The organism is Dictyoglomus sp. NZ13-RE01 (assembly GCA_002878375.1).
In the GTDB taxonomy this organism is placed as follows: domain Bacteria; phylum Dictyoglomota; class Dictyoglomia; order Dictyoglomales; family Dictyoglomaceae; genus NZ13-RE01.
In genome coordinates this window covers 1-21,753 of sequence record NIRF01000019.1, presented here as the reverse complement: position 1 = coordinate 21,753, position 21,753 = coordinate 1, and the positions used below count along the sequence as shown (strand labels likewise).

Here is a 21,753-nt window from a genome sequence, read left to right as displayed (position 1 = left end):
GTATTTATGGGAGCATTGTTAGTTATTTACTTAACATCAAAAATAGAGAAGGGAGAGCATAGAATAAAGTTATTAAAAGAGGAATTAAAGAGAGGAATAATAAGCTTCATAAATTTTGCCTTAAGAATAATTGAGATATTAAGATTGAGGTTAAAGATAAGCAAGAAAGGAAGAATTGTGCTTATGATTGGGGGTGATTAAAAATGATTACAGATCAGCTATTAAAATCTGACCTGTAATCATTTATAATATTACGTAGGAAAAAAGCAGTTATAATATAGAACATGAGAAAAGAGAGAATAAATCAACTTAATGATAGGGATTTTAATTTTTCCGGAAAGTATGTTTTATATTGTATGGAAAATGCTCAGAGGGAAGATTATAATCATGCTCTTGAATTTGCTATACAGATAGCCAATGAATATAAAAAACCGGTGGTTGTAGCTTTTTTTATTACAGATAAATATAAACATTCTAACCAAAGATATTACAGATTTATGTTAGAAGGAATTATAAAAACTAAAAAAGATATAGAGAAAAGAGGAATAAATTTTATTATAAGGAAGAATGATTTTGTAAATGGATGTTTGTCTTTAAGTAAAGATGCTTTTTGTATTATCCTTGATAAAAGCTATCTTAAAACCCAAAGAAATTGGAGATATAAAGTAGCAGAAAAATCAGATATTAAAGTCTTTGAAGTTGAAACAGATGTTATCGTTCCAATAGAAGTGGTTTCAAAAGATATGGTTCCGTATGCCTATATATACAGAAAGAAAATTGAAAATTTATTTTTTGAATTTTTATACGATTATCAAAAATTAGAACCAAAAATAAAAACAGAACTTGATTTAGAAAGTCTAAATTTTGAAGAAGTGCAAAGCTATATTGACATTTTGAATATAGATAAATCTATACCTACCGTAGAAATATATTATAAAGGTGGATCTGACGAAGCTGAAAGTAAGCTAAAGGATTTTATAGAAAGAAAATTAAGCTACTATAAGGATTTTAGGTCTGACCCAAGTAAGGATTACCAATCAAATTTAAGCCCGTATCTACATTTTGGTCAGATTTCCTCTCAAAAAATTATGGTAGAGATATTAAAGCATTATGATTTTCAAGATGAAAATGTCCAATCTTTTTATAATGAAGCTGTAGTTTGGCGTGAGCTTGCAAGGAATTTTTGTTATTATAACCAATTTTACAACTATTATGAAGGTATTCCAGAGTGGGCTAAAAAAACATTGGAAGAGCATTTATCAGACAAAAGAGATTATATCTATGATATGGATACACTTGAAAACGCAAAAACCCATGATGTATATTGGAATTCAGCCCAAAAAGAGCTTTTAATTACGGGAAAGATGCACAATTATATGAGGATGTATTGGGCAAAAAAATTAATAGAATGGACAGTTCATCCCAAAAAAGCCTTTGATATAGCCTGCTATCTAAATGATAAATACGAACTTGATGGAAGAGATCCAAATGGATACGCAGGAATATCTTGGTGTTTCGGAGTCCACGATAGACCTTGGACTGAAAGAAAAATTTTTGGGAAAATAAGGTATATGAGTGATAAAGGCTTAGAAAAAAAGTTTGATATACATAAATATGTGAAAAAATGGATTACAATATAATAGAGATGCTATCTCCCTTCCTTGTTCCAGAAAATTTTTAAAAATTTATAACTCCTGTTTATCAAAATAAATTATACCTATGGTTATTAAAATAATAGAGTAGAGGAGAGTAAAAATGATGTTTTTAAAGGCATCTTTCCATATAGCTCCATTTACTATCCATTGATTTTGAAGGGAAGAAAGACTCATGGGATTATACTGTTCAAAATTAAGAAATATGGATAAAAGGTTAAAAAGGATAAATATTCCAAAAAATATTCCTGCAGATTGAATAGCATTATTTCCTAAGGAGCTTGAAAAAGTAGTTAAAGAGAGGATAAATAGGATATATAAAATGTAAAGAAGAGTAGAGGCTAAGGTGTTATAGATGGAAAGCTTAGAGAAAAGAAAATAAGTATAATATGCACAAAGGATATAGGATAGGAAAATAAGAAAGGTGGTTGTAAAAATTTGGAATAAAAATTTAGAAAGAAACCATTTTTTCCTATCAACCCCCATAGCTAAATGACTGGGCTTGGAATGGCAAAAAATATAAAGGCAAAAAGAAGAGCATAAAATTTTCCTGTTTTTAAAAGCTCTTTTGCTTCCTTTTTCATTAATTTCCAGATCATGATGTCACCTCAAAGAATATATCCTCTATACTGGGCTCTAAAAATTCAAAATGGAAAAGTGTAAGATCTTCTTCATAAATCATTTTAATGATCTCTTTTTGCGCAATTTCCATATCTTTTACTTGTAAAGTTAAAGTATTTTTGTTATTAAAAGAGATCTTTTCAATCCAGCTTTTTTCTTTTAATTTCTCATATAAAATTTGCCTTTTATCTACTTCTATAGAAATAATTCTTCTTGAAAACTTCTTTTTTAGGTTATCAATTGTATCATTAAGTATGAGCTTTCCATCTTTTAAAATTCCTATCCTATCACATATTCTTTCCACATCTGAAAGAATGTGTGTTGAGAAAAATATGGTTTTTTCACCCTTTAAAGAAGATATTAAATTAAGCACTTCTTTTCTGCCCTGTGGCTCAAGAGCGGATGTAGGTTCATCTAATATGAGAATTTGGGGATCTTTAAGAAGAGCTTGTGCAATGCCAAGTCTCTGCTTCATACCTCTTGAGAAAGTGCCAATTCTTTTCTTATCTACATTGATTATCTCTGAAAGAGTTTCTAAATATTCTTTAGCGGTAAAATAGTTATAAAAATTGGGAACATCAGGAAGAAAGCCTACTTTTTTTTTAAATAGTTCTTGCTTTTTGTAATATCCTCTCCAAGAACTATGGCATATCCCTTTTTGGGTTTTGCTAAATTAAGAAGGAGTCTTATGGTGGTAGTTTTTCCGGCACCATTTGGTCCCAAATATCCAAAGATAACACCCTTTGGTACCTCTAAATTCAAATCATCTACTGCCTTTTTATTTTTGAAATACTTACAAAGACCATAGGTCTCTATTGCATTCATTCTACTTTCTCCCAAATATAAAATAGGTAATGGGTCCTAAAATTCCCCCTTCTTATTTTCTATCCTTTTATAAAGGATAAAGGAATAAAAGATAGAAAGTACTCCAGAAAGGAAGACCGAAAGGATCAAAAATACAAAATTCCAATAAGGAGGCAAAAATCCAGTTATTATCATAAGTATTCCAGAAATTACAAATAGGTATCCGCCAAATCTGTGGGTTTTTCTCCATACCTCTTCATTGGATAGGGTCCATGGTGTCCTAATTCCTACAAACCAATTGTGCTTTATTCTTGGCATATAGTTTCCAAGGATAATAAAAAGTATTCCAATAGTAATTGGAACAATCTTAGGAATAAGATCCTTTGGACCACCTAAACCAACAATAATAGTAATGTAGTATAAAATAGAAAGAACTATAACCAATGACAGCTTAATTATCTGATAGACTTTTTCAAACTTTATATAATTTTCTCTCTCAGGATCAATGTAAGGGATAAATAATAAACCAAGATACAAAAACAAGGTTAATAAAGGTATAGCCCAAACGCCCTCAAATTTTGATCCATATCTATCAATCTCTCCCTTAAAGTTCCAATGCATGGGAATTTTTTCAGGAAGAAAAGGATAACTTACAAAACCTATAATAAACATAAGTAGAATGAGTAATATAATAATTAGGTCTTTTCTTAAAATTTCTCTACTCACCTTGTAACTTTTCATCTTTATCCTCCCTTTTACTTAGGGTATCCATAAACCAGATTAGTATCTCTTGAAAAACGGTAGTATTTAGCGAGTATACTATGTATTTTCCTCTCCTCTCATCGGTAATAAGACCTGCTTGTTTCAAAACATCTAAGTGGTGGGATATAGTAGCCCAGGACTTTTCAAATTTTTCTGCAATCTCCCCTGCAGTCATATCCCTCTCAGAAAGAAGTTTTAAAATCTTTCTTCTTGTCTCATCACTTAAAGCTTTAAAAACTAAATCCATATGTGCCCTTCTTAAACATTTAGATAACCTTCTAAATGATTATAGAATGATTTCCTAAAAGTGTCAAGGAAGAGCAAATAAGTGGATTATAAAATAATTAAAAAAAGGAGCAGGGATTTTCTCCCTGCTCCCTAATTGTCACCCGTCACTCGTCACCCGTCACTCATTTAGTAGGGTAAGTGTTACCATCCTTATCAAGCTTTAAAATATATACATCTTTTCCTCCCATCCCAAAAGAGTCTGTATGTCCAGCCACAATGTATCCACCATCGTCTGTCTCTTGAACGGAAGCTGCCGAATCCCAATTACTTCCACCATATGTTTTTTGCCAAATTAAACTCCCGTCTGCATTAAGCTTTAAAATATAAGCATCACTTGCTATTGCCCCAAAGGACCAAGTTAATCCAGCGACAATATATCCACCATCACTTGTTCTTTGAATATCATTTGCCCACTCATCAGCGTTTTCACCAAAAGTTTTTTGCCAAATTAAATTTCCCTTTGCATCAAGCTTTAAAATATATACATCTCTCCATCCTTTCCCAAAAGACTCTGTATATCCAGCCACAATGTATCCACCATCGCTTGTCTGTTGAATGGAATATGCCTCATCCCATTTACTTCCACCAAAAGTGTTTTCCCAAACTTTATTTCCATCCGCGTCAAATTTTACTACGTATACATCAAATCTATTTGTAGTGTATTTCCTTCCGGCAACAATGTATCCACCATCACTTGTCTGTTGAATGGAATATGCGTCATCTTCATCATATCCACCAAAAGTTTTATCCCAGACATAATTTCCGTTTGTATTAAGTTTTAAAATATACGCATCTCCTCCTTTAGACCCAGCAACGATGTATCCATTGGCTGTCTCTATAATAGAGAATGCTTTCTCATCAGTGCCTTCTTCGCCAAAAGTTTTTTCCCAATCTAAATCCCCGTTTGATTTAAGCTTTAAAATGTATATATCGTAATCATATTTAATCCCTCCTTTTGGGACAAGTTTAGTTCCAGCGACAATATATCCACCATCGCTTGTTCTTTGAATAGCATTTGCCCACTCATCATCGCTTCCACCAAAAGTTTTTTGCCAAATTAAATTCTCATTTGCATCAAGCTTTAAAATATATACATCTTTTCCTCCCATTCCAAAAGACTCTGTATATCCAGCCACAATGTATCCACCATCGCTTGTCTTCTTAATAGAATATGCCACATCATCATTAGGTCCGCCAAAAGTTTTTGGCCAAGAGTTAGGTTGTTGTGGCTGTATAGGTTGCTGTGGAGAACATCCTGAAATTAGAAAGATAAGTACTAAAAGGGAAATAAAAATTTTAATTTTAATCATCTTCTACACCCCCATATCGGAAATTTTATTATATTATATCATTTTTTCAAATATTTTTTAATATTATAAAAGGTTTTAGAAAAACATAAAAAAAAGAGCAGGGCTTTTCTCCCTGCTCCCTAATTGTCACCCATTACGCGTCACTCGTCACCCGTCACGCGTTACCAATCAATCCACCTTTACTCCCAAAAAGGTTTTAACGAGGTTTCCAATGAGAAAAGTTATAGTGGATACCAAAAATATGATGAAAATCATTTCAAAAAATCTCTTTCTAAATTCAAGGTCTTGGGCAATAGAGATGTAAAAGGTAAAGATAAATACAAGAAGTACTGCAAATATTATGCTAAATAGAAAGGAGATAGCATAGTGTTTGAATAAAAAGTAGGGAAGAATTAGGCAAAATACCGCCAAAACATAGGTTATGCCTGTTATTATGGCTGCAAAAGTTGGATTTTTCTCTTTTCCTTCTGATTTTGTGGATAGATATTCGGAGCCTGCCATGGAAAGAGATGCAGAGATCCCTGTTATAAGCCCTGAGAGAGCAATAAGCTGAGTATTTCTCAAGGAGAAGGTAAGTCCTGCTAAGACCCCTGTAAGCTCTACTAAAGCATCACTTAGCCCTAAAACCATAGACCCTACATATTTTAATCTCTCTTCATCTAATATACTTAGTATCTCTTCTTCATGCTCTTTTTCGTCAAATACAATGTCTTTTACCTGGGGAGAAAGGTTTAAAATATTCTCATATCTTTTTTGGGCTAATTTTTCTCCCTTTTCCATCAATTTTAGTCCAAAAGTAAACCCAAATATTTTTATGACGATCAAGTAGAAGAAGTATTTTAGCCTGTTTATCTGTACTTCAGTTTTTGTAATCTCTTTTAATCTTTCATAATGACCTAATTCTTCCTTAGATAGTCTATTTAGAATCTCTTTGTTATGACTATCCTTTATTTTGCTTGCTAACTTCTTGTATATATAATGTTCTGTTAATTCATTTCTTTGAAGAATGAGAAGCTCTTTCATAGATAAATTATTCTACAGTAACCTCAATAGGAGTTGTATTCAAAAGGTTATCTGCAATAGGACATCTGGACTCTACTTCTTTTATAAAGGCTTCTTTCTCTTCCTTTGTTAGATCACCTTCTACTTTTACCCTTACTCTAACTGCATAAAAACCTGCCCTTGGCTCTTTCTCTTTTCCAAGTAAAACATCGTAGTTTATATCTCCTTCTACTTCAGCAGAAAGCCCTGTTATATTTAATCTCTTCTGCTTTGCCACAATTAATCCAATAGTAACAACACATGAACCAAGAGAAACAAAAAGATATTCTAATGGGGTTGGTCCTTTATTTTGTCCACCAGATGCTTCTGGCTGATCTACTAAAACAGTATGCTCCCTTACCTTTGCTTCTACAAGAAAGTTTCCAGCCCAATTTGTGCTTACTTTTATAGTTTTATTGGTCGCCATAAAAAACACCTCCTAAAGTATTTATTTTAATACATAATTATTATATAATATTAAATCAAAAATAAAAAGGGGGGAGATTATGAACGTTGGGAAAACTGATGCCATCATAAGGGTAATCGTTGGGATGCTTCTTCCTCATTTTACAAAATGGGGTATAGTCTCTGGCACTGCCTGGGGTGTAATTCTACACATAATAGGGTTTATTTTAGTGTTTACTTCAGCTGTTAGATACTGTCCTCTTTATAAGCTCCTAAATATGTCTACCTACAAAGGATAGAAAGAAGGGGGAAAATTCTCCCCCCCTTTATTTTTTACTCTCTTTTTCCAAGGAGCATATCCACCTGAATTAATCCATGTACAGAATCTTTAACCATCTTAAGTAGGTTTACGATGTAGAGGGTTTGTTCTTCCTCTTCGACTTGCTCCTTTACAAACCATTGTAGCATGTTCTGGGTTGGAAAATCTTTTTCTGCTATAGCAAGCTCCATGAGCTTATGAATATTTTGGGAGATAAAAACCTCATGTTTATATGTATCCTCAAAGGCTTCTAAAAGAGAGCTCCATTCTGTTTTTGGCTTTTCTATAGCTTCAAGTACTACTCTTCCTCCAACCTCATTTAAGTACTCAATTAGTTTTTCTGCATGGGTTAATTCCTCTTTATACTGTTTGTACATCCAGTTTGCAGCCCCTTTAAGGTTCATTGCTTCAAAGTTTTGTGCCATTGATAAATAAAGATACGCGGAGAAAAATTCTCTATTAATTTGTTCATTTATAGCCTTCTCAAGATTTTTAGAAATCACTTAAAATCACCTCTCTTATTTTGAAGTTTTCCAGAGACCGTGTAGATTGCAGTATTCACGAGCCTCTACTATGGAATCAATTTTCCATCCTACGAAAACCTCTGGCTTATCGCCAGGTTTTAGAAAAACTCTTACAGTCTTTCCCTCTTTATTTCTAACCTCAACCCACTCAATGAAATGGGTCTCTTCCATGGGATGTGGCACAGATCCTATTTTAACAATGGTTCCATTTTCTGCAGGCTCAAGAACAGGCACATGCTTTTCCAATGAAGCGTCAGTTGTATTTTCTACAAGTTTTTTCATGGGTTGACCACAGCAAACAAGGGTACCTTTTCCTCCATGTAAAACTTCCACTATATTCCCACATATCTCACATTTATATATCTCTCTTATATATATCTCTCTTACTTCCGCCATAGGCGCACCTCCATTTTTTAAAATAAAAATAATTTTAATTTTATTATACCACAGATTAAAAGAATTATCTCATTGTTTTTACGAAATAGTTAAGTTTTGAAATAATAATTTTCAAAAAATAGTTTTTGTCATTTCTTGAAAAAATACCTTAAAAATTGTTTCATAAAAAAAAGGAGGATGAAAAATGAAGGTAAAAGAGTTAACTTTAAAGAATAAAACGGGATTACACGCACGTCCTGCTGCTATTTTTGTCCAGACCGCCAGTAAATTTAAGAGCAGAATAACCATAAAAGCCAATGGAAAGGAAGCAGATGCAAAAAGTATTTTGAAAGTTTTAACTTTAGGTGCAAATAAGGGAACTAAAATTATAATAGAAGTTGAGGGAGAAGATGAAGAAGAAGCCTTAAAGACTCTTTCTGAACTTATAGAGTCGGGTTTAGGGGAAGGTAATGGGGAAAATTGATAGAAAAGAGAGAATTTTAAGATTATTATGTGAGTCTTCTCAGCCATTGAGCATAGAAGAAATTGCTGAGAAAACAAAATATAGTTTGTCTACTATTAGGAGAGAGATAAGAGAACTTGAGGATTTCTTGTATCAATATGGTATTGAAATAAAAATTATTCCTTATAAAGGAGTAACCTTAGAGAATTTTAATGGAAAAACTTGTGATGAGATTTTTTCTTTAATTAGTCTTCAGGATAAATTATCAAAACAAAAGAGACAAAAGATTATGATTCTTGATCTTTTACTTTCTCAAGAAAAAATAACAATTGAAAATTGGGAGGAAAAGTTCAGAGTTAGTCATCCAACTGTTATTCAGGATTTTAAGCAAGTTAAAAACTGGGTAATAAAGCACAATCTTTTTATAATAGCAAAGCCTCATTATGGGATTAAGTTAGAAGGGGAAGAAAAGTTTAAAAGACAAGCCCTTTTGGATTTAATCTTAGAGGATCTATCTGAAGAAGAAAAGGGTAAATTATTAGAAAGCATATTATCAAACCACAAAATTTCTGCACCTTGGAATCGGATTGTTTCTGTTTCCTTTTTGGGGATTATTAGTTTTCTTAATGAGATTGAAAAGAATTTAAACATAAAATTTACTGATGATAGTTTTCTCCAATTGTTATTAATAATTGGAATAACCATAAATAGAATAATTCAAGACTTCAAAGTAGAAAAAATTAATCTTGAAGATTTTAGTTTAGCCTCTCAATACAAGATTCTTGAAGATTTTTATAATGTTAACATTTCAGAGGAGGAACGAAAATTTTTAAACTTATATCTTTTATCTTCAGATTTAGAATCAGGTAAGTCTCTTCTCAAAGAAGATGAAAGGTTAAAAAATATTTTAGAAAAAGAATTTTTTAATTCTTATTCTTTTAGAAATAACGTCATAAGATTGTTTATTACGCATTTGCAGAATGCTATTTTTAAAATCAAAAACAATATAACAATTTATAATCCTATGTTAGAGAAAATAAAAAGGAGTTATCCTATTTTATATCATATATCCTCAGAATTATCAGAGTTATTATCAAAAAGATTAAATTTATATATTCCAGAAGAGGAAAAAGGATATATTACTCTACATTTGGTTAGAGTTTTGGAGAAATTAGCTAAAAATAAGAAGATTATTGTAATATGTCCATCGGGAGTTTTAACTGCAAATATTTTAGCAGAGAAGATTAAAAAAATTTTAGATAAAGTAGAAATTATAGGAATAACTTCTATTCGGGATCTTACAAAACTTCCACGCAGAGGTTTTATATACGTTAGTACTATTCCTCTCCCTGATTTTAAATCACCATATCTTTTAATTTCTCCATTCTTTTCTCAGGAAGAAGGAGAAAAACTTAAAAAATATATTTACAGCCTTTATGAAGAAAAGGTATTTATTGATGTTTTTGAGATAAATAATGAGGAAGAACTAAATTCTTATATATATGGAAATTTTAAGATTATTCCTGTAAAGGAGAGGATATTTTGGATTTTTTCTAAGGATGAACCTATGGAGGAAAAGTTTTTGCTATTTAAAAATTTAAAAAATAAGTCCTTCTATTTATATCTTCATCTTTTTGATCCTTTCAAGACTATATGGCTTTCTCAAGAAATCCTATCTTCTTTGTCTTTTAAGAGATTAAGTAAGGCGAATAGGAATTACATCACTAAATTGTTCTATTCAGTAGAAAGGGGTATAGAAAAATGAGGGTGCTAAAAGGAATTCCTGCATCTTCTGGAATTGGTATAGGTAAAATTTTTGTTTGGAGAGTTAAAGAAGAGGATTTTTCTTATAAAGGATTAGAGGCGAAATCCCTATGGAATAAAGCAAAAGAAATATTGAAAAAGGACTTAGAGAGTAAGATAAATAATTTAAGTGAAATTGAGAAGGAATTAGTCTCTTTTTATCTTCTTTTATTGGATGACCCATACTTCCAGGAATATTTATATGAAAAAATAGAAGATGGTTTAGATTTTAAAAGGTCTTTAGAAGAAACCATTGAAAAATTCAAAAAAGAATTCCTGAGTTTGGATAGTTATTTTCAAGCAAGAGCTCAAGACATAGAAGCTCTCAAGCAGGAGATATTTAGAGTTCTTAGGGATGAAAGTTATCCAAATTTAAATGAACCTTCCATCTTAGTTTCTCAAGAGTTAACTCCATGGCAATTAATTAATCTTCCGAAGGAAAATCTTTTAGGTATTGTTAGCAGTAAAGGTGGAGTACTTTCTCATCTTTCCATAATTGCTAGAAATTTCAATTTACCTCTTGTTATTGGGATTGATATATCAGAAATAAAAGAAAAAAGTTTGGGAATCATAGATGGAGAAAAAGGTATCCTTATATTAGATCCGACCCCATTAGAGGTTGATAGATACAAAAAGTTATATGAAAAAGTTAGGAAAATTCAGGAAGAGTCAAAACTTTTTAAAAATTACATCCCAAAGAAGATGAATAATAAAAGTTTGATAATAGCAAGTAATATTGGAAGTTTGGAAGATGCATATTTGGCTTTGGAACAAGGAGCCATGGGGATTGGACTTTTTAGAACAGAATTTTTGTTTTTATCAAGAAATAATCCTCCATCAGAAGAAGAACAATATGAAGTTTATAAAAAAGTTGGAGATCTATTTTCAGAATATCCAGTAATTATTAGGACCTTAGATATAGGTGGGGATAAGTTTCTTCCTTATATTAAGTTTGAGAAGGAAGAAAATCCCTTTTTAGGACTTAGGGGATTAAGATGGTCTTTACATGAAAAGGAGCTTTTCAAAACCCAAATAAAGGCAATATTAAGAGCAAAAAAAGGTAATAATATTCATTTAATGTTTCCTATGGTTAATTTTTCTGAAGAAATTGTTAAAGCGAAAAAAATAATAGAAGAAGCTCAGGAAGAACTAAAAAGTGAAGGAAAAGAATATGATGTACCTCCTATAGGGATCATGCTTGAAACACCTATATCAATATTGAACATTCATAATTTAGCTCCTTTAGTGGACTTTTTTAGTCTTGGGACGAATGACTTATTGCAATATACTTTTGCTACTGATAGAACAAATGAAAAAGTTTCCTATCTTTATAAACCTTATCATCCTTCTTTTTGGAAATTAATTAAAGAAGCCATAGATTCTGCTCATAAATTTGGGAAATGGATAGGTATTTGTGGAGAATTAGGAGGAGACCTAAAGGCTTTTCCTCTCCTTTACTCTTTGGATATAGATGAGGTTAGTGTTGCTCCTTTAAAAGTACCAATGATTAAGTTATTAAGTTCTAAAGTCTCTAAGATTGATATTTCTTTTGATAAATTGAAAGAAGAGGAATTAGAAGAGATTTTAGAAAAAAATTATGAAAGAATTTTGGAGAATATATAATTAGTAAAGTTTTGAAAGAATTAACTTGCTAAATAATATTTTTAATTTGATTGAATTATAACAAGTTTTATTTTAATTTTAAATTAAGAAACTCTGGGGAGGAAACTATGAGGCTTTTAGATTTGCTCACCTTAGAAAGGATAAGAGTGAATGTGAAAGCTAAAGATTGGAAAGATGCTATTAGAAATGTGGGAGAATTGATGGTGAAGACCCAATGTGTAGAGGAAAGATATATAGATGCAATGATAAAGGTGGCTGAAAGTTTAGGACCTTATATTGTGATTGTGCCAGGAGTAGCGTTTCCTCATGCAAGACCCGAAGATGGTGTTATAAGTCCGTGTTTTGCTCTTATAACCTTAGAAGAACCTATTAACTTTGGAAATCCTCAAAATGATCCGGTAAAGCTTGTTATTGGTTTTGCAGCTATAGATAATGAACAGCATTTGGAGGCTTTAAAAGAGCTTTCAGAAATTTTGTCAAATGATGATTTAGTGAAAAAAATTATTCAAGCTAAAGAAGAAAGAGAAATTTTTGAAATTATAAAACAATTTAATGGGGTGAATTAAGATGGAGACAAAAAGATTGAAGATATTAGCAGTGTGTGGAATGGGTCTTGGTAGTTCTTTAATTTTAAAAATGACGGTAGAAAAAGCTGTAAAGGAGTTAGGATTGAATGCTGAGGTTGTTACAGCTGATATAGTGACAGCAAAAGGAGCTGGTTCTGATGCTGACATAATAATAACTTCTGAGGAATTAGCTCAACAATTGGGGGACATAAAATCAAAGATTGTAACGGTAAAGAATTTTGTAAATGTTGAAGAGTTTGTGAATGGTCTCAAAAAAGTTTTAAATTTATAAAGTTAATTGAAAGGAGGTATCTTCATGGGTTTTCTTAAGTTTCTCCAAGATATTTTAAGCGTGCCGGCAATTTTAGTAGGAATTGTTGCTTTTGTGGGATTAGTAGTACAGAAAAAGACATTTTCTGAAGTGATAAGTGGAAGTATTAAAAGTGTGCTGGGATTTCTTATTTTGGTGGCTGGAGCAGTAACCTTAATTGGTTCTCTAAATGCATTAGGTCCTATGTTAGAGGTTGGATTTGGAATTAAAGGAGTAGTTCCTAATAATGAAGCAATAGTAGCAATTGCTCAAAAGACTTTAGGAAGAGAAACTGCCTTAATTATGGTATTTGGTTTTCTCGTGAATATTCTTCTTGCTCGTATTACACCTTTTAAATTTATATGGTTGACTGGACACCATAGTTTCTACATGGCATGTCTTATCTCTGCCACTTTAGGTACTGTAGGACTGAGTGGAGTTTGGCTTATTATAGTTGGCTCAATAATTCTTGGTTTAATGCAAGTACTCATGCCTGCATGGATACACCCATACATGAGAAAGGTTACAGGCTCTGATGATATTGCTTTAGGGCATTTTGGTACCTTAGGATACTTTGTATCTGGAACAATTGGCAAACTTGTAGGAAATCCTGAAGATAGTACAGAAAAACTGTCATTTCCAAAAAGCTTAGGATTCTTAAGAGAGTCTTTAGTAGCAACAGGTTTAGTTATGATTATAGTTTTCCTTATTGCAAGCTTTGCAGTAGGGGGCAGTTATGTTGAAAGTAAACTTAGTGGAGGACAAAATTTCATTGTTTTTGCTATAGTACAAGCTCTTACTTTTGCTGCTGGTGTTGGAGTTGTAATTTATGGAGTTAGAATGATCGTAGCAGAAATAGTTCCCGCATTTAAAGGTATCTCTGATAAAATTGTCCCTGAGGCAAAACCAGCTTTAGATTGTCCTGTTACCTTCCCATATGCTCCAAATGCAGTAATAATAGGGTTTATTTTTAGCTTTTTGGGTGGCATAGTTTCTATGTTGATAATGCCACTTTTAGGACTTCCAGTTATAATTCCTGGATTGGTACCACATTTCTTTGTAGGAGGTACAGCAGGAGTTTTAGGTAATGCAACAGGTGGAAAGAAAGGGGCGATATTAGGATCTTTTGTTAATGGTATTATAATTAGTTTTGGTGCAGCACTATTATTACCAGCCCTTGGAAATCTTGGTTTTGAGAATACAACTTTTGGAGATTCAGACTTCCAATGGCTTGGAATTTTAATAAGCTTAATTGGAAGATTATTTAAATAATTTTTAAGGGACGGCTTATAAGCCGTCCCTTATTTTTCAAACCTCTATTACCAAACCTTCAAAGGGAAGAAGATTAATCTCTCCATCTATTTTTTCTCCTTCTTCCCTATGGGTTCCAATAAATATTTTACCTTTATAATCAATAGATATTTTCTTTTCTTTATCACTGAAATTTAATATTATTAATTTCCTTTCCTCTTCATGAACCCTCATATAGGCTAATATATCGTTTATTCCAGGAATTACAAATTCAAGATCTCCGAGTTTTAATGCTAAAGATTCTCTTCTTTTATAAATTAAATTTCTGTAATAATTCAGGATAGAATTTTTATCTTTCTTTTCTTTCTCTACATTTACATAAGTTTTATTTTCGTTTACTGGTAACCAAGGCTCCACATTAGAAAATCCAGCATATTTTGAATCATCCCATTGCATGGGGGTTCTTGCTGTATCTCTTCCTTCTTTCTCAGGCCATAATGCCTTTCCCATTGGGTCCTCTATTTTTTCATAAGGAATAGGTGTATTTTCCATTCCTATTTCTTCACCATAATAAATAAAGGGAGTTCCTCTTAAAGTAAGAAGTAAAGTAGCCATTAGTTTAGATACAAGATCTCTTGGAAGTTCTATTTCTTTTCCTTCTTCCCTCAAAAGATATCTTAAGCGGGATATATATCTATAAACATCATGGTTTCCCAAAACATAACAAGGCCAAGATAAGTTTTCAAATAGATCCTCCTGATTTTTAATTAGATTATAAATCACATGGGCATCAAAGGTGAGATTATGTAAAAAATCAAAGTTAAAAGCAAGATGTAATCTTCCAGGAAGGGTAAACAAAAGGTAGAAAAATAGTCCACTATAGGAGGAAACTTCACCAATGCCAATTCTTTCAGGCTCATAGGAATCTAATAAATCTCTTATTTCCTCTATCAATAAAAAGGTTTCAGGTCTTCCTACAAAAGGGAAGATATGATATTCTTTTATTGGAGTTATTTCTCCAGGGGCAATGACTTTTTTCCTTTTTACGATATCTCTAAATTTTGGATCTTTAAAAAAGGAACTTACCACATCAAATCTAAAGCCATCTACTCCCTTGTCAAGCCAAAACCTCATAACATCAAATATGGCCTTTTTAACTTCTTCATTCCTCCAATTTAGGTCAGGCTGTTCCTTAGCAAATAAATGAAGATAGTATTGTTTTCTTTCTTCACACCACTCCCAAGCACTTTGAGGCTTGCTTCCAGAGAAAAAGGATATCCAGTTATTTGGGGGTGAGCCATCTGGCTTTGGATCCATCCAAATATACCAATCCGCTTTAGGATTTGTTCTATCCTTTTTTGACTCTTGGAACCATGGATGCTGATCTGAAGTATGGTTAAAGACCTGATCAATAATAACCTTTATATTTCTTTTATGAGCCTCTTCTAAGAGCTCATCAAAGTCCTTCATGGTTCCAAATATAGGATCCACATCATAATAATCCGATATATCATAACCTCCATCTAACATAGGAGATTTAAAAAAGGGCGATATCCAAATAGCATCTATTCCAAGCCATTTTAAATAGTCCAATTTTTTAGTTATTCCCTTTAAATCTCCTATCCCGTCATCATTACTATCAAAAAAGCTTCTTGGATATATTTGATAAAAAACTGCAGACTTCCACCAAGACATTTCCAACATTCCTTTCTTTTATAATTTTTTAGGATAACAGATTTTAATATTTTAAACATATCTTATCAACATACAAAAACTAATTTACTCTTGACACCGGTATAATATAATAATATAATTTTTTGGAAACGGTTCAATATAAATAAAAAAGAAAAGGGGTGAGAAGGTAGTTTAATAAAAAATTTCTTCGTAGGAATAGTTTCCAAAAAGTATATTTTTAAGGGGGTTTAAAGATGAGAAAAGGTATTTTAGTATCAATTCTTTTAATTTCCTTGCTTGTTCTTTCCTCTTTAACATCCGCTCAGCAAAAAACATTAACAGTAATCAGTGGATGGGCAGGCGCTGAAATGGAAGGATTTATGCCTGTCCTTAAAGCCTTTGAGCAGGAAACAGGAATAAAAGTAGAATATAAGATTTATAGAGCGGAAGATCTTGCAACCCTTCTTCCAGCACAATTTTCAGCAAAGACTACTCCTGGTGATGTAATTTTCATGTGGGCATGGTTTATCAAAGAGAAGGCAAAAGAAGGACATGTTCTTGAGCTTACAGGATTAATAAATGAGAAAGATTTTGTAAAAGGCTCCTTGGATGCAGTAAAAATTGGAAATAAAATTTATGGTGGAGTATATACAGGAAAAGTAAAACCAGGATTTTGGTATAGAAAATCCTTCTTCCAAAAAAACAATCTTACAGTTCCTAATAGCTGGACAAGTTTTGTTTCTTTATTGAAAAAGATAAAGCAAATTCCAGGAATTAAAGCTCCAATAGCCAGTGGGGATGGTGTTGGTTGGCCACTTTCTGATGTAACTGAGCATTTCTTAGCAACTTTTGGTGGACCACAACTAAACTTAGATTTGATTGCAGGAAAAGTTAGATGGACAGATCCTAAAGTAAGAGCAATATTTGAAAATAGGTTAGTTCCTCTACTTAAGGCTGGATATTTTGGAGAGCCTACTGAATGGACTATGGCTCTTCAGATGTGGTGGAATGGAGATTATGGATTATACTTTATGGGAAGTTGGATTACTGGAATGGTTAAAGATCCATCTGATTTAGGAGTATTCTCTCTTCCTGGAGCAAGAGGAATAGTTTTTGGAGCAGATTATTTATTTGTTCCAGCGTATACTAAATATCCAGAGGAAGCAAAGAAATTAGCACAATTCTTAGTGACAAAAGGTCAAGAGATTCAAGTAAGACAGGGTGGACATATTGCTACAAATATTCATGTGCCTTTGTCTTCCTACCCACCTGTAGATAGAGAAGTAGCTAATTTAATGAAAGGAAAAACTGCACTTCCTGACTTAGATGATAGTATTGGTGGAGAATTTCAGGCTACTTTTTGGGATCAGTTAAAACTTCTCTGGGTAAGACCTGAAAGAGTAGATGATGTATTAAAAACTTTAGATGAGAAAGCACCAAAGAAGTAGGGGTTAGAAAATGTTACGACTTAAAGAAAGAGTTCTTCAAAGTATATTTTTTATACCAGCTTTGATACTTATCATAGCCTTTGTTTTATATCCAGTTTTTAGAACTATTGGACTAAGTTTTGTATCAAAGGATGGTAGTTTTGTCTTTTTGAAGAACTATGTTGAGGTTTTAAGTCGTAAAGAGATAATAGATTTAGAGGGGTTCACCAGGGGATTCCCCCTGGGAGCCCTTCTCCATAATTTACTATGGATTTTGATACATCTTCCTCTAACTACTCTTTTAGGTCTTTTTCTTGCTGTTTTGTTCAGAGATTTGAAATATAATTTCATATTTAAATCCGCCATATTCTTAGGGATGATAACTCCAATGGTTATTGGAGGAGTTCTTTTAAGATTTATGTTTGATAAGGACGTAGGTATATTAAATACCTTTTTAAGAGTTGTAGGGATAACTCCAAAAACGTGGACAGCATACCCAGAAACTTCTCTTTTATCTCTCATTTTTGGATCTATTTGGCTTTGGACTGGATTTAGTATGATAATATACTCTGCAGGCTTGGAAACAATTCCAGAAGAGATTTATGAGGCTGCAAAAATTGATGGAGCATCTTCTAAAGATATTTTCTTTAAAATAACTCTTCCTCTACTTAAACCTATAACCATTGTTGTAGTAACTATGACCTTGCTTTGGGAATTAAAGATCTTTGATATTGTATATGTAGCAACTATGGGAGGACCTGGAGGAGCATCTAATGTATTAGCTCTTCAGATGTATTTTTATGCCTTTAGACAATTTGATTTTAATAGTGCAGCGGTGGTTTCAACTTTTTTAATGCTTTTAACTCTGTTAGTAAGTATTCCTATGATTATTAATACACAAGGTGAGAAAAAATGAAGAGAAATAGCTTGTTTATACTATTAAAATATATTCTTGCAGGGATCATTGCTATTCTTTGGGTAATACCTTTTCTGGGAGTATTAATGACCGCTATAAGACCTTTAAACGAGGTTATATACGGATGGTGGAACCTTAAAAACTTTAATATAACCTTTGAAAACTTCATTAATGCTTGGAGGCATCCTACTGCGCCATTATCTCAGGGAATGAAAAACTCTTTACTTGTTGCATTTCCTTCAACTATTTTTCCTCTCTTTATATCCGCTTTGGCAGGTTATGGATTTGCAAGATTTAGTTTTCCTATTAAAAATTATCTCTTCATAACTATAGTTCTTTTAATGTCTCTTCCTCAACAAATGATAGCAGTCCCAATCTTTCAAACTATGAATAATTTAAAGCTATTAAATACATACTTGGGTTTAATAGTGGTTCATACTGCATGGGGATTACCTTGGATTGTCTTTTTCTTAAGAAACTTCTTTATAACTCTTCCAACAGATATAGAAGAAGCAGCAAAAATAGATGGTGCTGGAGATTTTACAATATTTTTCAGAATTATATTACCTGTTGCGTTACCTGCCCTCCTTTCTGCATCGGTTCTGCAATTCATGTGGGTATGGAGTGATTTTTTCTTAGCCCTAATCTTGATCTATTCTCCTGATAAACTTCTAATTACTCAGAGAATTCCTCTTATGAGAGGAGTCTATCACGTAGATTGGGGAGCTTTAACAGCGGGAACAATCATTGCTATGTCTGTTCCCCTATTGATTTTTGCCTTTTTGCAAAGATATTATATAAAAGGAATGGTAGGGTGGACTACAAGATAAAATGAAAGGTAAAAAACTTACTATAAAAGATATAGCAAAGATTGCAGGGGTTGGAGTTGGAACAATCTCTCGTGTATTGAATCAAGATCCTCACGTAAGTGAGGAAACAAGGAGAAAAGTTCTTCAAATTATTGAAGAGTTAAATTATACTCCCCATTATGCAGCCCGTTCTTTACCAAAGGGTAAAACTTATCTTATTGGTATTGTTGCACCTATTTTTACAAGACCATTCTTCTTTGAGGTAATTAGAGGAATTAGTAGTGTTCTTTCTGATACTCAGTATGATATAGTTCTCTTTAACTTAGCTAATGATGAGAGTAGAAATAGATTTTTTAGGGTTCTACCTATAAAAGGGAAAGTGGATGGTTTAATTATCATTAGTTTGCATTTGTTAGATAAAGAGGCAAAAGCTCTTCAAAACCTTGGCATTCCTACGGTTCTTGTAGATTCATACCATCAAGATTTTTATTCAATCTCAGTAGATAATGTATTGGGGGGATTTATTGCTACGGAATATCTTATTGAGTTAGGTCATAAAGAGATATTCCATATAAATGAGCCCTTGGAAAATCCCCCCTTTGGTTTTGCGGTAGGAAGTCTAAGATTAGAAGGTTATAAAAAAGCTCTATATCTATATAATTTACCTTTTATAGAAGATAATATAGTTTATACTCCTACAACAAAAGAAGGGGGAAGAAAAGCAGGTCAAATTATATTAGAAAAGGGCAAAATTCCCTCCGCCATTTTTGCTATTTCAGATCTTCAAGCTATTGGTCTTTTGGATTACTTTAAAGAGAAAAATGTAAAGTTACCTGAAGATTTTTCAATAGTTGGATACGATGACTTAGAAATTGCTCAATACCTCAACCTAACCACTGTATCCCAACCTATCTTTCAAATGGGGCAATTATCCGCAATAGCCCTCTTAGATATCTTAAAGGGAAAAGAATTAGAAACAAAAATTGTAGTTTTACAACCTCAACTAAAAATCAGAGGAAGCTGTAAACAAAAATTGTAAGGTCCTTATCTTTTTAAAAGAAGGTTATTTATCGAACATATCAGCTTAGAGCTTGACAAAGTATTTTTTTATTTATTATAGTTTTAAACGAACGTTCACCTAAAGGTGGGTGAGTCTTTGTGAGGAAAAAGTGGGTTACTTTAAAAGATGTAGCAAAGAAGGCAGGAGTAAGTTATCAGACTGTTTCTAAAGTTATAAATAATAAAGCAAGAGTTTCAGAGGAGACAAAGAAAAAAATTTTTCAAGCTATAGAAGAACTTGGATATAAGCCTAATATATTAGGACGAGGCTTACAAAGAGCTTCTATAAATACTATTGGTTTTGTAACTTCACCACCAGAAGAAAGGGTTTCAGATCCATTTTTTAACGAACTTTTAATGTCGATCATTGATACAGCTTCTAAATTTCATTATGATATTCTTGTTTCTGTTTGTCCTTTAGGTTCTAATGCTGTAGATATTCTTGAGCAACTTGTTAAGACTGGTCGTGTCGATGGTATCATCCTCGATGGCATTAAGGTAAAAGATGATAGGATAAATTATTTGATTAAAGAAAAATTTCCGTTTGTTACTATTGGACGTAATGATTTGTCAGTAGATTATTCATATGTAGATGTAGATGGAAGGTCTGCAATATATAAAATTACTAACTATCTTATAAACAAGGGACACCGTATTTTAGCTTTTGTGGGGCCTTCGTTAGAATATTTTTATGTTAGAGAAAGACTTGCAGGTTTTATGGAAGCTACAAAAGAAAGAGGAATTTCGATTGATGAAAAGTATATTCTTTTGGGATATGAGAGAGAAGAAGGCGGATATAGGGCTATGGATTTAATTATGAATTTAAATCCTTTTCCTACAGCTATTGTTTGTTGTAGCGATCTTATTGCTATTGGAATCATGAAAAAATCGTATGAGTATGATTTGGACATAGGACGAAATCCAGCTGTTACTGGTTTTGATGGTATATCTCTTTCTGAATATGTTTATCCTCCTCTTACTACAATTCGACAACCAATATCTCAGATTGGAGAATGGGCAGTTCGACTTCTAATTTCTATTCTAAAAGGTGAGCCATTAGAAAATCATCAAATTATACTTCCTGCAGAGATTATGATAAGAAAAACTTCAGAGTCTCCAATAAACCTTTAAAAGAACTGATCTGTAATCACTTTTAATCACCCCCAATCATAGGCACAATTCTTCCTTTCTTGCTTATCTTTAATCTCAATCTTAATATCTCAATTATTCTTAAGGCAAAATTTATGAAGCTTATTATTCCTCTCTTTAATTCCTCCTTTAATAACTTTATTCTATGCTCTCCCTTCTCTACTTTTGATGTTAAGTAAATAACTAACAATGCTCCCATAAATACTACTAACCATCTCCCTAAAACTTCTTCCTCATCTATATAACTTAAAAATTCTAAATTGAACTCATTTTTCTCATTCCTGAACATCTCCTCTATTTTCATCCTTTCTCTGTATAGCCCCCAACTTAACCTCTCCTTTGGCAAACTTGTTACATATGCGTAAAAATCTTCCTTCCCATTCATCACTTCATATCCTCTTATGTATACATTTGCTACTATCCCATGAATTAGAACTCCTTCATAAATCCCTTTTGGCAACATGGTTATTAGCTTCTCGTTTACATAAACATTCTTCTTTAACCTGATAACAAAATTCATCCCTTTATCTTTTAGAAATTCCATCAGTCTTCTATATGTAAATTCTCTATCAAAGATAAAAACTGTCCCTTTTGGAATTAAT

General features: G+C 32.4%; 23 protein-coding genes and 2 pseudogenes. 14 read left to right on the top strand and 11 right to left on the bottom strand.

Translation table 11 applies throughout. The annotated features are described in order from the left end of the window. The first annotated feature begins 6 nt into the window (after positions 1 to 6). Together CBR30_09190 and CBR30_09185 are read left to right on the top strand one after the other, a co-directional pair. A complete protein-coding gene (locus CBR30_09190; GenBank protein PMQ00835.1) occupies positions 7 to 201 on the top strand; it encodes a hypothetical protein in 195 nt (64 codons plus the stop codon). Between the two features lie 83 nt (positions 202 to 284). Beyond that, a complete protein-coding gene (locus tag CBR30_09185; GenBank protein ID PMQ00834.1) occupies positions 285 to 1,640 on the top strand; it encodes a deoxyribodipyrimidine photolyase in 1,356 nt (451 codons plus the stop codon). Positions 1,641 to 1,685: 45 nt separating this feature from the next. On the opposite strand, the pseudogene CBR30_09180 reads toward CBR30_09185, so the two are convergent. The 7 genes and pseudogenes from CBR30_09180 to CBR30_09150 all read right to left on the bottom strand — a co-directional run bounded on the left by CBR30_09180 (position 1,686) and on the right by CBR30_09150 (position 6,905). Then, positions 1,686 to 2,251, bottom strand: a pseudogene (locus tag CBR30_09180) (hypothetical protein). After that, positions 2,248 to 3,098 (bottom strand): annotated as a pseudogene (locus CBR30_09175) (ABC transporter ATP-binding protein). The pseudogenes CBR30_09180 and CBR30_09175 overlap by 4 nt, the downstream one beginning before the upstream one ends. A 36-nt stretch (positions 3,099 to 3,134) precedes the next feature. Next, on the bottom strand, positions 3,135 to 3,818 hold the full coding sequence (locus CBR30_09170) for a hypothetical protein (GenBank protein ID PMQ00833.1): 684 nt from the start codon (positions 3,816 to 3,818) through the stop codon (positions 3,135 to 3,137). Continuing rightward, the gene (locus CBR30_09165) at positions 3,796 to 4,086 is read right to left on the bottom strand and encodes a transcriptional regulator (GenBank protein ID PMQ00832.1); all 291 of its coding nucleotides are present in this window, start codon (positions 4,084 to 4,086) and stop codon (positions 3,796 to 3,798) included. The genes CBR30_09170 and CBR30_09165 overlap by 23 nt, the downstream gene beginning before the upstream one ends. 163 nt (positions 4,087 to 4,249) lie before the next feature. Next, positions 4,250 to 5,437, bottom strand: coding sequence for a hypothetical protein (locus tag CBR30_09160; GenBank protein ID PMQ00831.1), 1,188 nt, complete (start codon positions 5,435 to 5,437; stop codon positions 4,250 to 4,252). Between the two features lie 168 nt (positions 5,438 to 5,605). After that, on the bottom strand, positions 5,606 to 6,460 hold the full coding sequence (locus CBR30_09155) for a rubrerythrin family protein (protein PMQ00830.1): 855 nt from the start codon (positions 6,458 to 6,460) through the stop codon (positions 5,606 to 5,608). A gap of 7 nt (positions 6,461 to 6,467) precedes the next feature. Continuing rightward, a complete protein-coding gene (locus CBR30_09150; protein ID PMQ00829.1) occupies positions 6,468 to 6,905 on the bottom strand; it encodes an osmotically inducible protein C in 438 nt (145 codons plus the stop codon). A 79-nt stretch (positions 6,906 to 6,984) separates the two neighbouring features. Here CBR30_09150 and CBR30_09145 point away from each other — a divergent pair, with 79 nt between their 5' ends. Continuing rightward, positions 6,985 to 7,182, top strand: a complete 198-nt coding sequence (locus tag CBR30_09145) for a hypothetical protein (GenBank protein PMQ00828.1) — start codon at positions 6,985 to 6,987, stop codon at positions 7,180 to 7,182. Positions 7,183 to 7,216: 34 nt separating this feature from the next. On the opposite strand, the gene CBR30_09140 is transcribed toward CBR30_09145, so the two are convergent. Next, on the bottom strand, positions 7,217 to 7,705 hold the full coding sequence (locus tag CBR30_09140; GenBank protein PMQ00827.1) for a ferritin: 489 nt from the start codon (positions 7,703 to 7,705) through the stop codon (positions 7,217 to 7,219). Between the two features lie 15 nt (positions 7,706 to 7,720). Beyond that, a complete protein-coding gene (locus CBR30_09135) occupies positions 7,721 to 8,122 on the bottom strand; it encodes a desulfoferrodoxin (protein PMQ00826.1) in 402 nt (133 codons plus the stop codon). A 184-nt stretch (positions 8,123 to 8,306) separates the two neighbouring features. Here CBR30_09135 and CBR30_09130 point away from each other — a divergent pair, with 184 nt between their 5' ends. The 6 genes from CBR30_09130 (at position 8,307) to CBR30_09105 (ending at position 14,138) form a co-directional block, all read left to right on the top strand. Then, positions 8,307 to 8,585: a phosphocarrier protein HPr gene (locus CBR30_09130; protein ID PMQ00825.1), complete on the top strand. Its 279-nt coding sequence runs from the start codon at positions 8,307 to 8,309 to the stop codon at positions 8,583 to 8,585. Further along, the gene (locus tag CBR30_09125; GenBank protein PMQ00824.1) at positions 8,572 to 10,329 is read left to right on the top strand and encodes a hypothetical protein; all 1,758 of its coding nucleotides are present in this window, start codon (positions 8,572 to 8,574) and stop codon (positions 10,327 to 10,329) included. Before CBR30_09130 ends, CBR30_09125 begins: the two co-directional genes overlap by 14 nt. After that, positions 10,326 to 11,990: a phosphoenolpyruvate--protein phosphotransferase gene (gene ptsP, locus CBR30_09120; GenBank protein ID PMQ00823.1), complete on the top strand. Its 1,665-nt coding sequence runs from the start codon at positions 10,326 to 10,328 to the stop codon at positions 11,988 to 11,990. The genes CBR30_09125 and ptsP overlap by 4 nt, the downstream gene beginning before the upstream one ends. Positions 11,991 to 12,097: 107 nt before the next feature. Continuing rightward, positions 12,098 to 12,556, top strand: coding sequence for a hypothetical protein (locus CBR30_09115; protein PMQ00822.1), 459 nt, complete (start codon positions 12,098 to 12,100; stop codon positions 12,554 to 12,556). A 16-nt stretch (positions 12,557 to 12,572) separates the two neighbouring features. Next, positions 12,573 to 12,848: a PTS ascorbate transporter subunit IIB gene (locus tag CBR30_09110; protein PMQ00836.1), complete on the top strand. Its 276-nt coding sequence runs from the start codon at positions 12,573 to 12,575 to the stop codon at positions 12,846 to 12,848. Between the two features lie 24 nt (positions 12,849 to 12,872). Further along, positions 12,873 to 14,138 carry a PTS ascorbate transporter subunit IIC gene (locus CBR30_09105; protein ID PMQ00821.1) on the top strand — a complete coding sequence of 422 codons (1,266 nt, stop codon included), beginning with the start codon at positions 12,873 to 12,875 and terminating at the stop codon, positions 14,136 to 14,138. A 36-nt stretch (positions 14,139 to 14,174) separates the two neighbouring features. Here CBR30_09105 and CBR30_09100 read toward each other — a convergent pair whose 3' ends face one another. After that, complete coding sequence (locus CBR30_09100) at positions 14,175 to 15,812, bottom strand: alpha-amylase (GenBank protein ID PMQ00820.1); 1,638 nt, start codon at positions 15,810 to 15,812, stop codon at positions 14,175 to 14,177. Positions 15,813 to 16,045: 233 nt separating this feature from the next. Between CBR30_09100 and CBR30_09095 the strand changes: the two genes are divergently transcribed. The 5 genes from CBR30_09095 (at position 16,046) to CBR30_09075 (ending at position 21,133) form a co-directional block, all read left to right on the top strand. Beyond that, positions 16,046 to 17,239, top strand: coding sequence for an ABC transporter substrate-binding protein (locus CBR30_09095; protein PMQ00819.1), 1,194 nt, complete (start codon positions 16,046 to 16,048; stop codon positions 17,237 to 17,239). A 10-nt stretch (positions 17,240 to 17,249) separates the two neighbouring features. Further along, positions 17,250 to 18,134: an ABC transporter permease gene (locus tag CBR30_09090; GenBank protein ID PMQ00818.1), complete on the top strand. Its 885-nt coding sequence runs from the start codon at positions 17,250 to 17,252 to the stop codon at positions 18,132 to 18,134. Then, complete coding sequence (locus CBR30_09085) at positions 18,131 to 18,964, top strand: ABC transporter permease (protein ID PMQ00817.1); 834 nt, start codon at positions 18,131 to 18,133, stop codon at positions 18,962 to 18,964. The genes CBR30_09090 and CBR30_09085 overlap by 4 nt, the downstream gene beginning before the upstream one ends. Before the next feature lies 1 nt (position 18,965). Further along, positions 18,966 to 19,982, top strand: coding sequence for a LacI family transcriptional regulator (locus tag CBR30_09080; protein PMQ00816.1), 1,017 nt, complete (start codon positions 18,966 to 18,968; stop codon positions 19,980 to 19,982). 119 nt (positions 19,983 to 20,101) lie between these two features. Continuing rightward, positions 20,102 to 21,133: a hypothetical protein gene (locus tag CBR30_09075; GenBank protein PMQ00815.1), complete on the top strand. Its 1,032-nt coding sequence runs from the start codon at positions 20,102 to 20,104 to the stop codon at positions 21,131 to 21,133. Positions 21,134 to 21,155: 22 nt separating this feature from the next. Here CBR30_09075 and CBR30_09070 read toward each other — a convergent pair. After that, positions 21,156 to 21,753, bottom strand: a 598-nt coding sequence (locus CBR30_09070; GenBank protein PMQ00814.1) for a hypothetical protein, incomplete at its 5' end; no start/stop codon positions are given.

Bases quoted from the DNA above. Each gene is read 5' to 3' on its own strand.
- CBR30_09190 (PMQ00835.1), top strand. From the start codon at position 7: ATGGGAGCATTGTTAGTTATTTACTTAACATCAAAAATAGAGAAGGGA.
- CBR30_09185 (PMQ00834.1), top strand. From the start codon at position 285: ATGAGAAAAGAGAGAATAAATCAACTTAATGATAGGGATTTTAATTTT.
- CBR30_09170 (PMQ00833.1), bottom strand. From the start codon at position 3,818: ATGAAAAGTTACAAGGTGAGTAGAGAAATTTTAAGAAAAGACCTAATT.
- CBR30_09165 (PMQ00832.1), bottom strand. From the start codon at position 4,086: ATGGATTTAGTTTTTAAAGCTTTAAGTGATGAGACAAGAAGAAAGATT.
- CBR30_09160 (PMQ00831.1), bottom strand. From the start codon at position 5,437: ATGATTAAAATTAAAATTTTTATTTCCCTTTTAGTACTTATCTTTCTA.
- CBR30_09155 (PMQ00830.1), bottom strand. From the start codon at position 6,460: ATGAAAGAGCTTCTCATTCTTCAAAGAAATGAATTAACAGAACATTAT.
- CBR30_09150 (PMQ00829.1), bottom strand. From the start codon at position 6,905: ATGGCGACCAATAAAACTATAAAAGTAAGCACAAATTGGGCTGGAAAC.
- CBR30_09145 (PMQ00828.1), top strand. From the start codon at position 6,985: ATGAACGTTGGGAAAACTGATGCCATCATAAGGGTAATCGTTGGGATG.
- CBR30_09135 (PMQ00826.1), bottom strand. From the start codon at position 8,122: ATGGCGGAAGTAAGAGAGATATATATAAGAGAGATATATAAATGTGAG.
- CBR30_09130 (PMQ00825.1), top strand. From the start codon at position 8,307: ATGAAGGTAAAAGAGTTAACTTTAAAGAATAAAACGGGATTACACGCA.
- CBR30_09125 (PMQ00824.1), top strand. From the start codon at position 8,572: ATGGGGAAAATTGATAGAAAAGAGAGAATTTTAAGATTATTATGTGAG.
- ptsP (PMQ00823.1), top strand. From the start codon at position 10,326: ATGAGGGTGCTAAAAGGAATTCCTGCATCTTCTGGAATTGGTATAGGT.
- CBR30_09115 (PMQ00822.1), top strand. From the start codon at position 12,098: ATGAGGCTTTTAGATTTGCTCACCTTAGAAAGGATAAGAGTGAATGTG.
- CBR30_09105 (PMQ00821.1), top strand. From the start codon at position 12,873: ATGGGTTTTCTTAAGTTTCTCCAAGATATTTTAAGCGTGCCGGCAATT.
- CBR30_09100 (PMQ00820.1), bottom strand. From the start codon at position 15,812: ATGTCTTGGTGGAAGTCTGCAGTTTTTTATCAAATATATCCAAGAAGC.
- CBR30_09095 (PMQ00819.1), top strand. From the start codon at position 16,046: ATGAGAAAAGGTATTTTAGTATCAATTCTTTTAATTTCCTTGCTTGTT.
- CBR30_09090 (PMQ00818.1), top strand. From the start codon at position 17,250: ATGTTACGACTTAAAGAAAGAGTTCTTCAAAGTATATTTTTTATACCA.
- CBR30_09085 (PMQ00817.1), top strand. From the start codon at position 18,131: ATGAAGAGAAATAGCTTGTTTATACTATTAAAATATATTCTTGCAGGG.
- CBR30_09080 (PMQ00816.1), top strand. From the start codon at position 18,966: ATGAAAGGTAAAAAACTTACTATAAAAGATATAGCAAAGATTGCAGGG.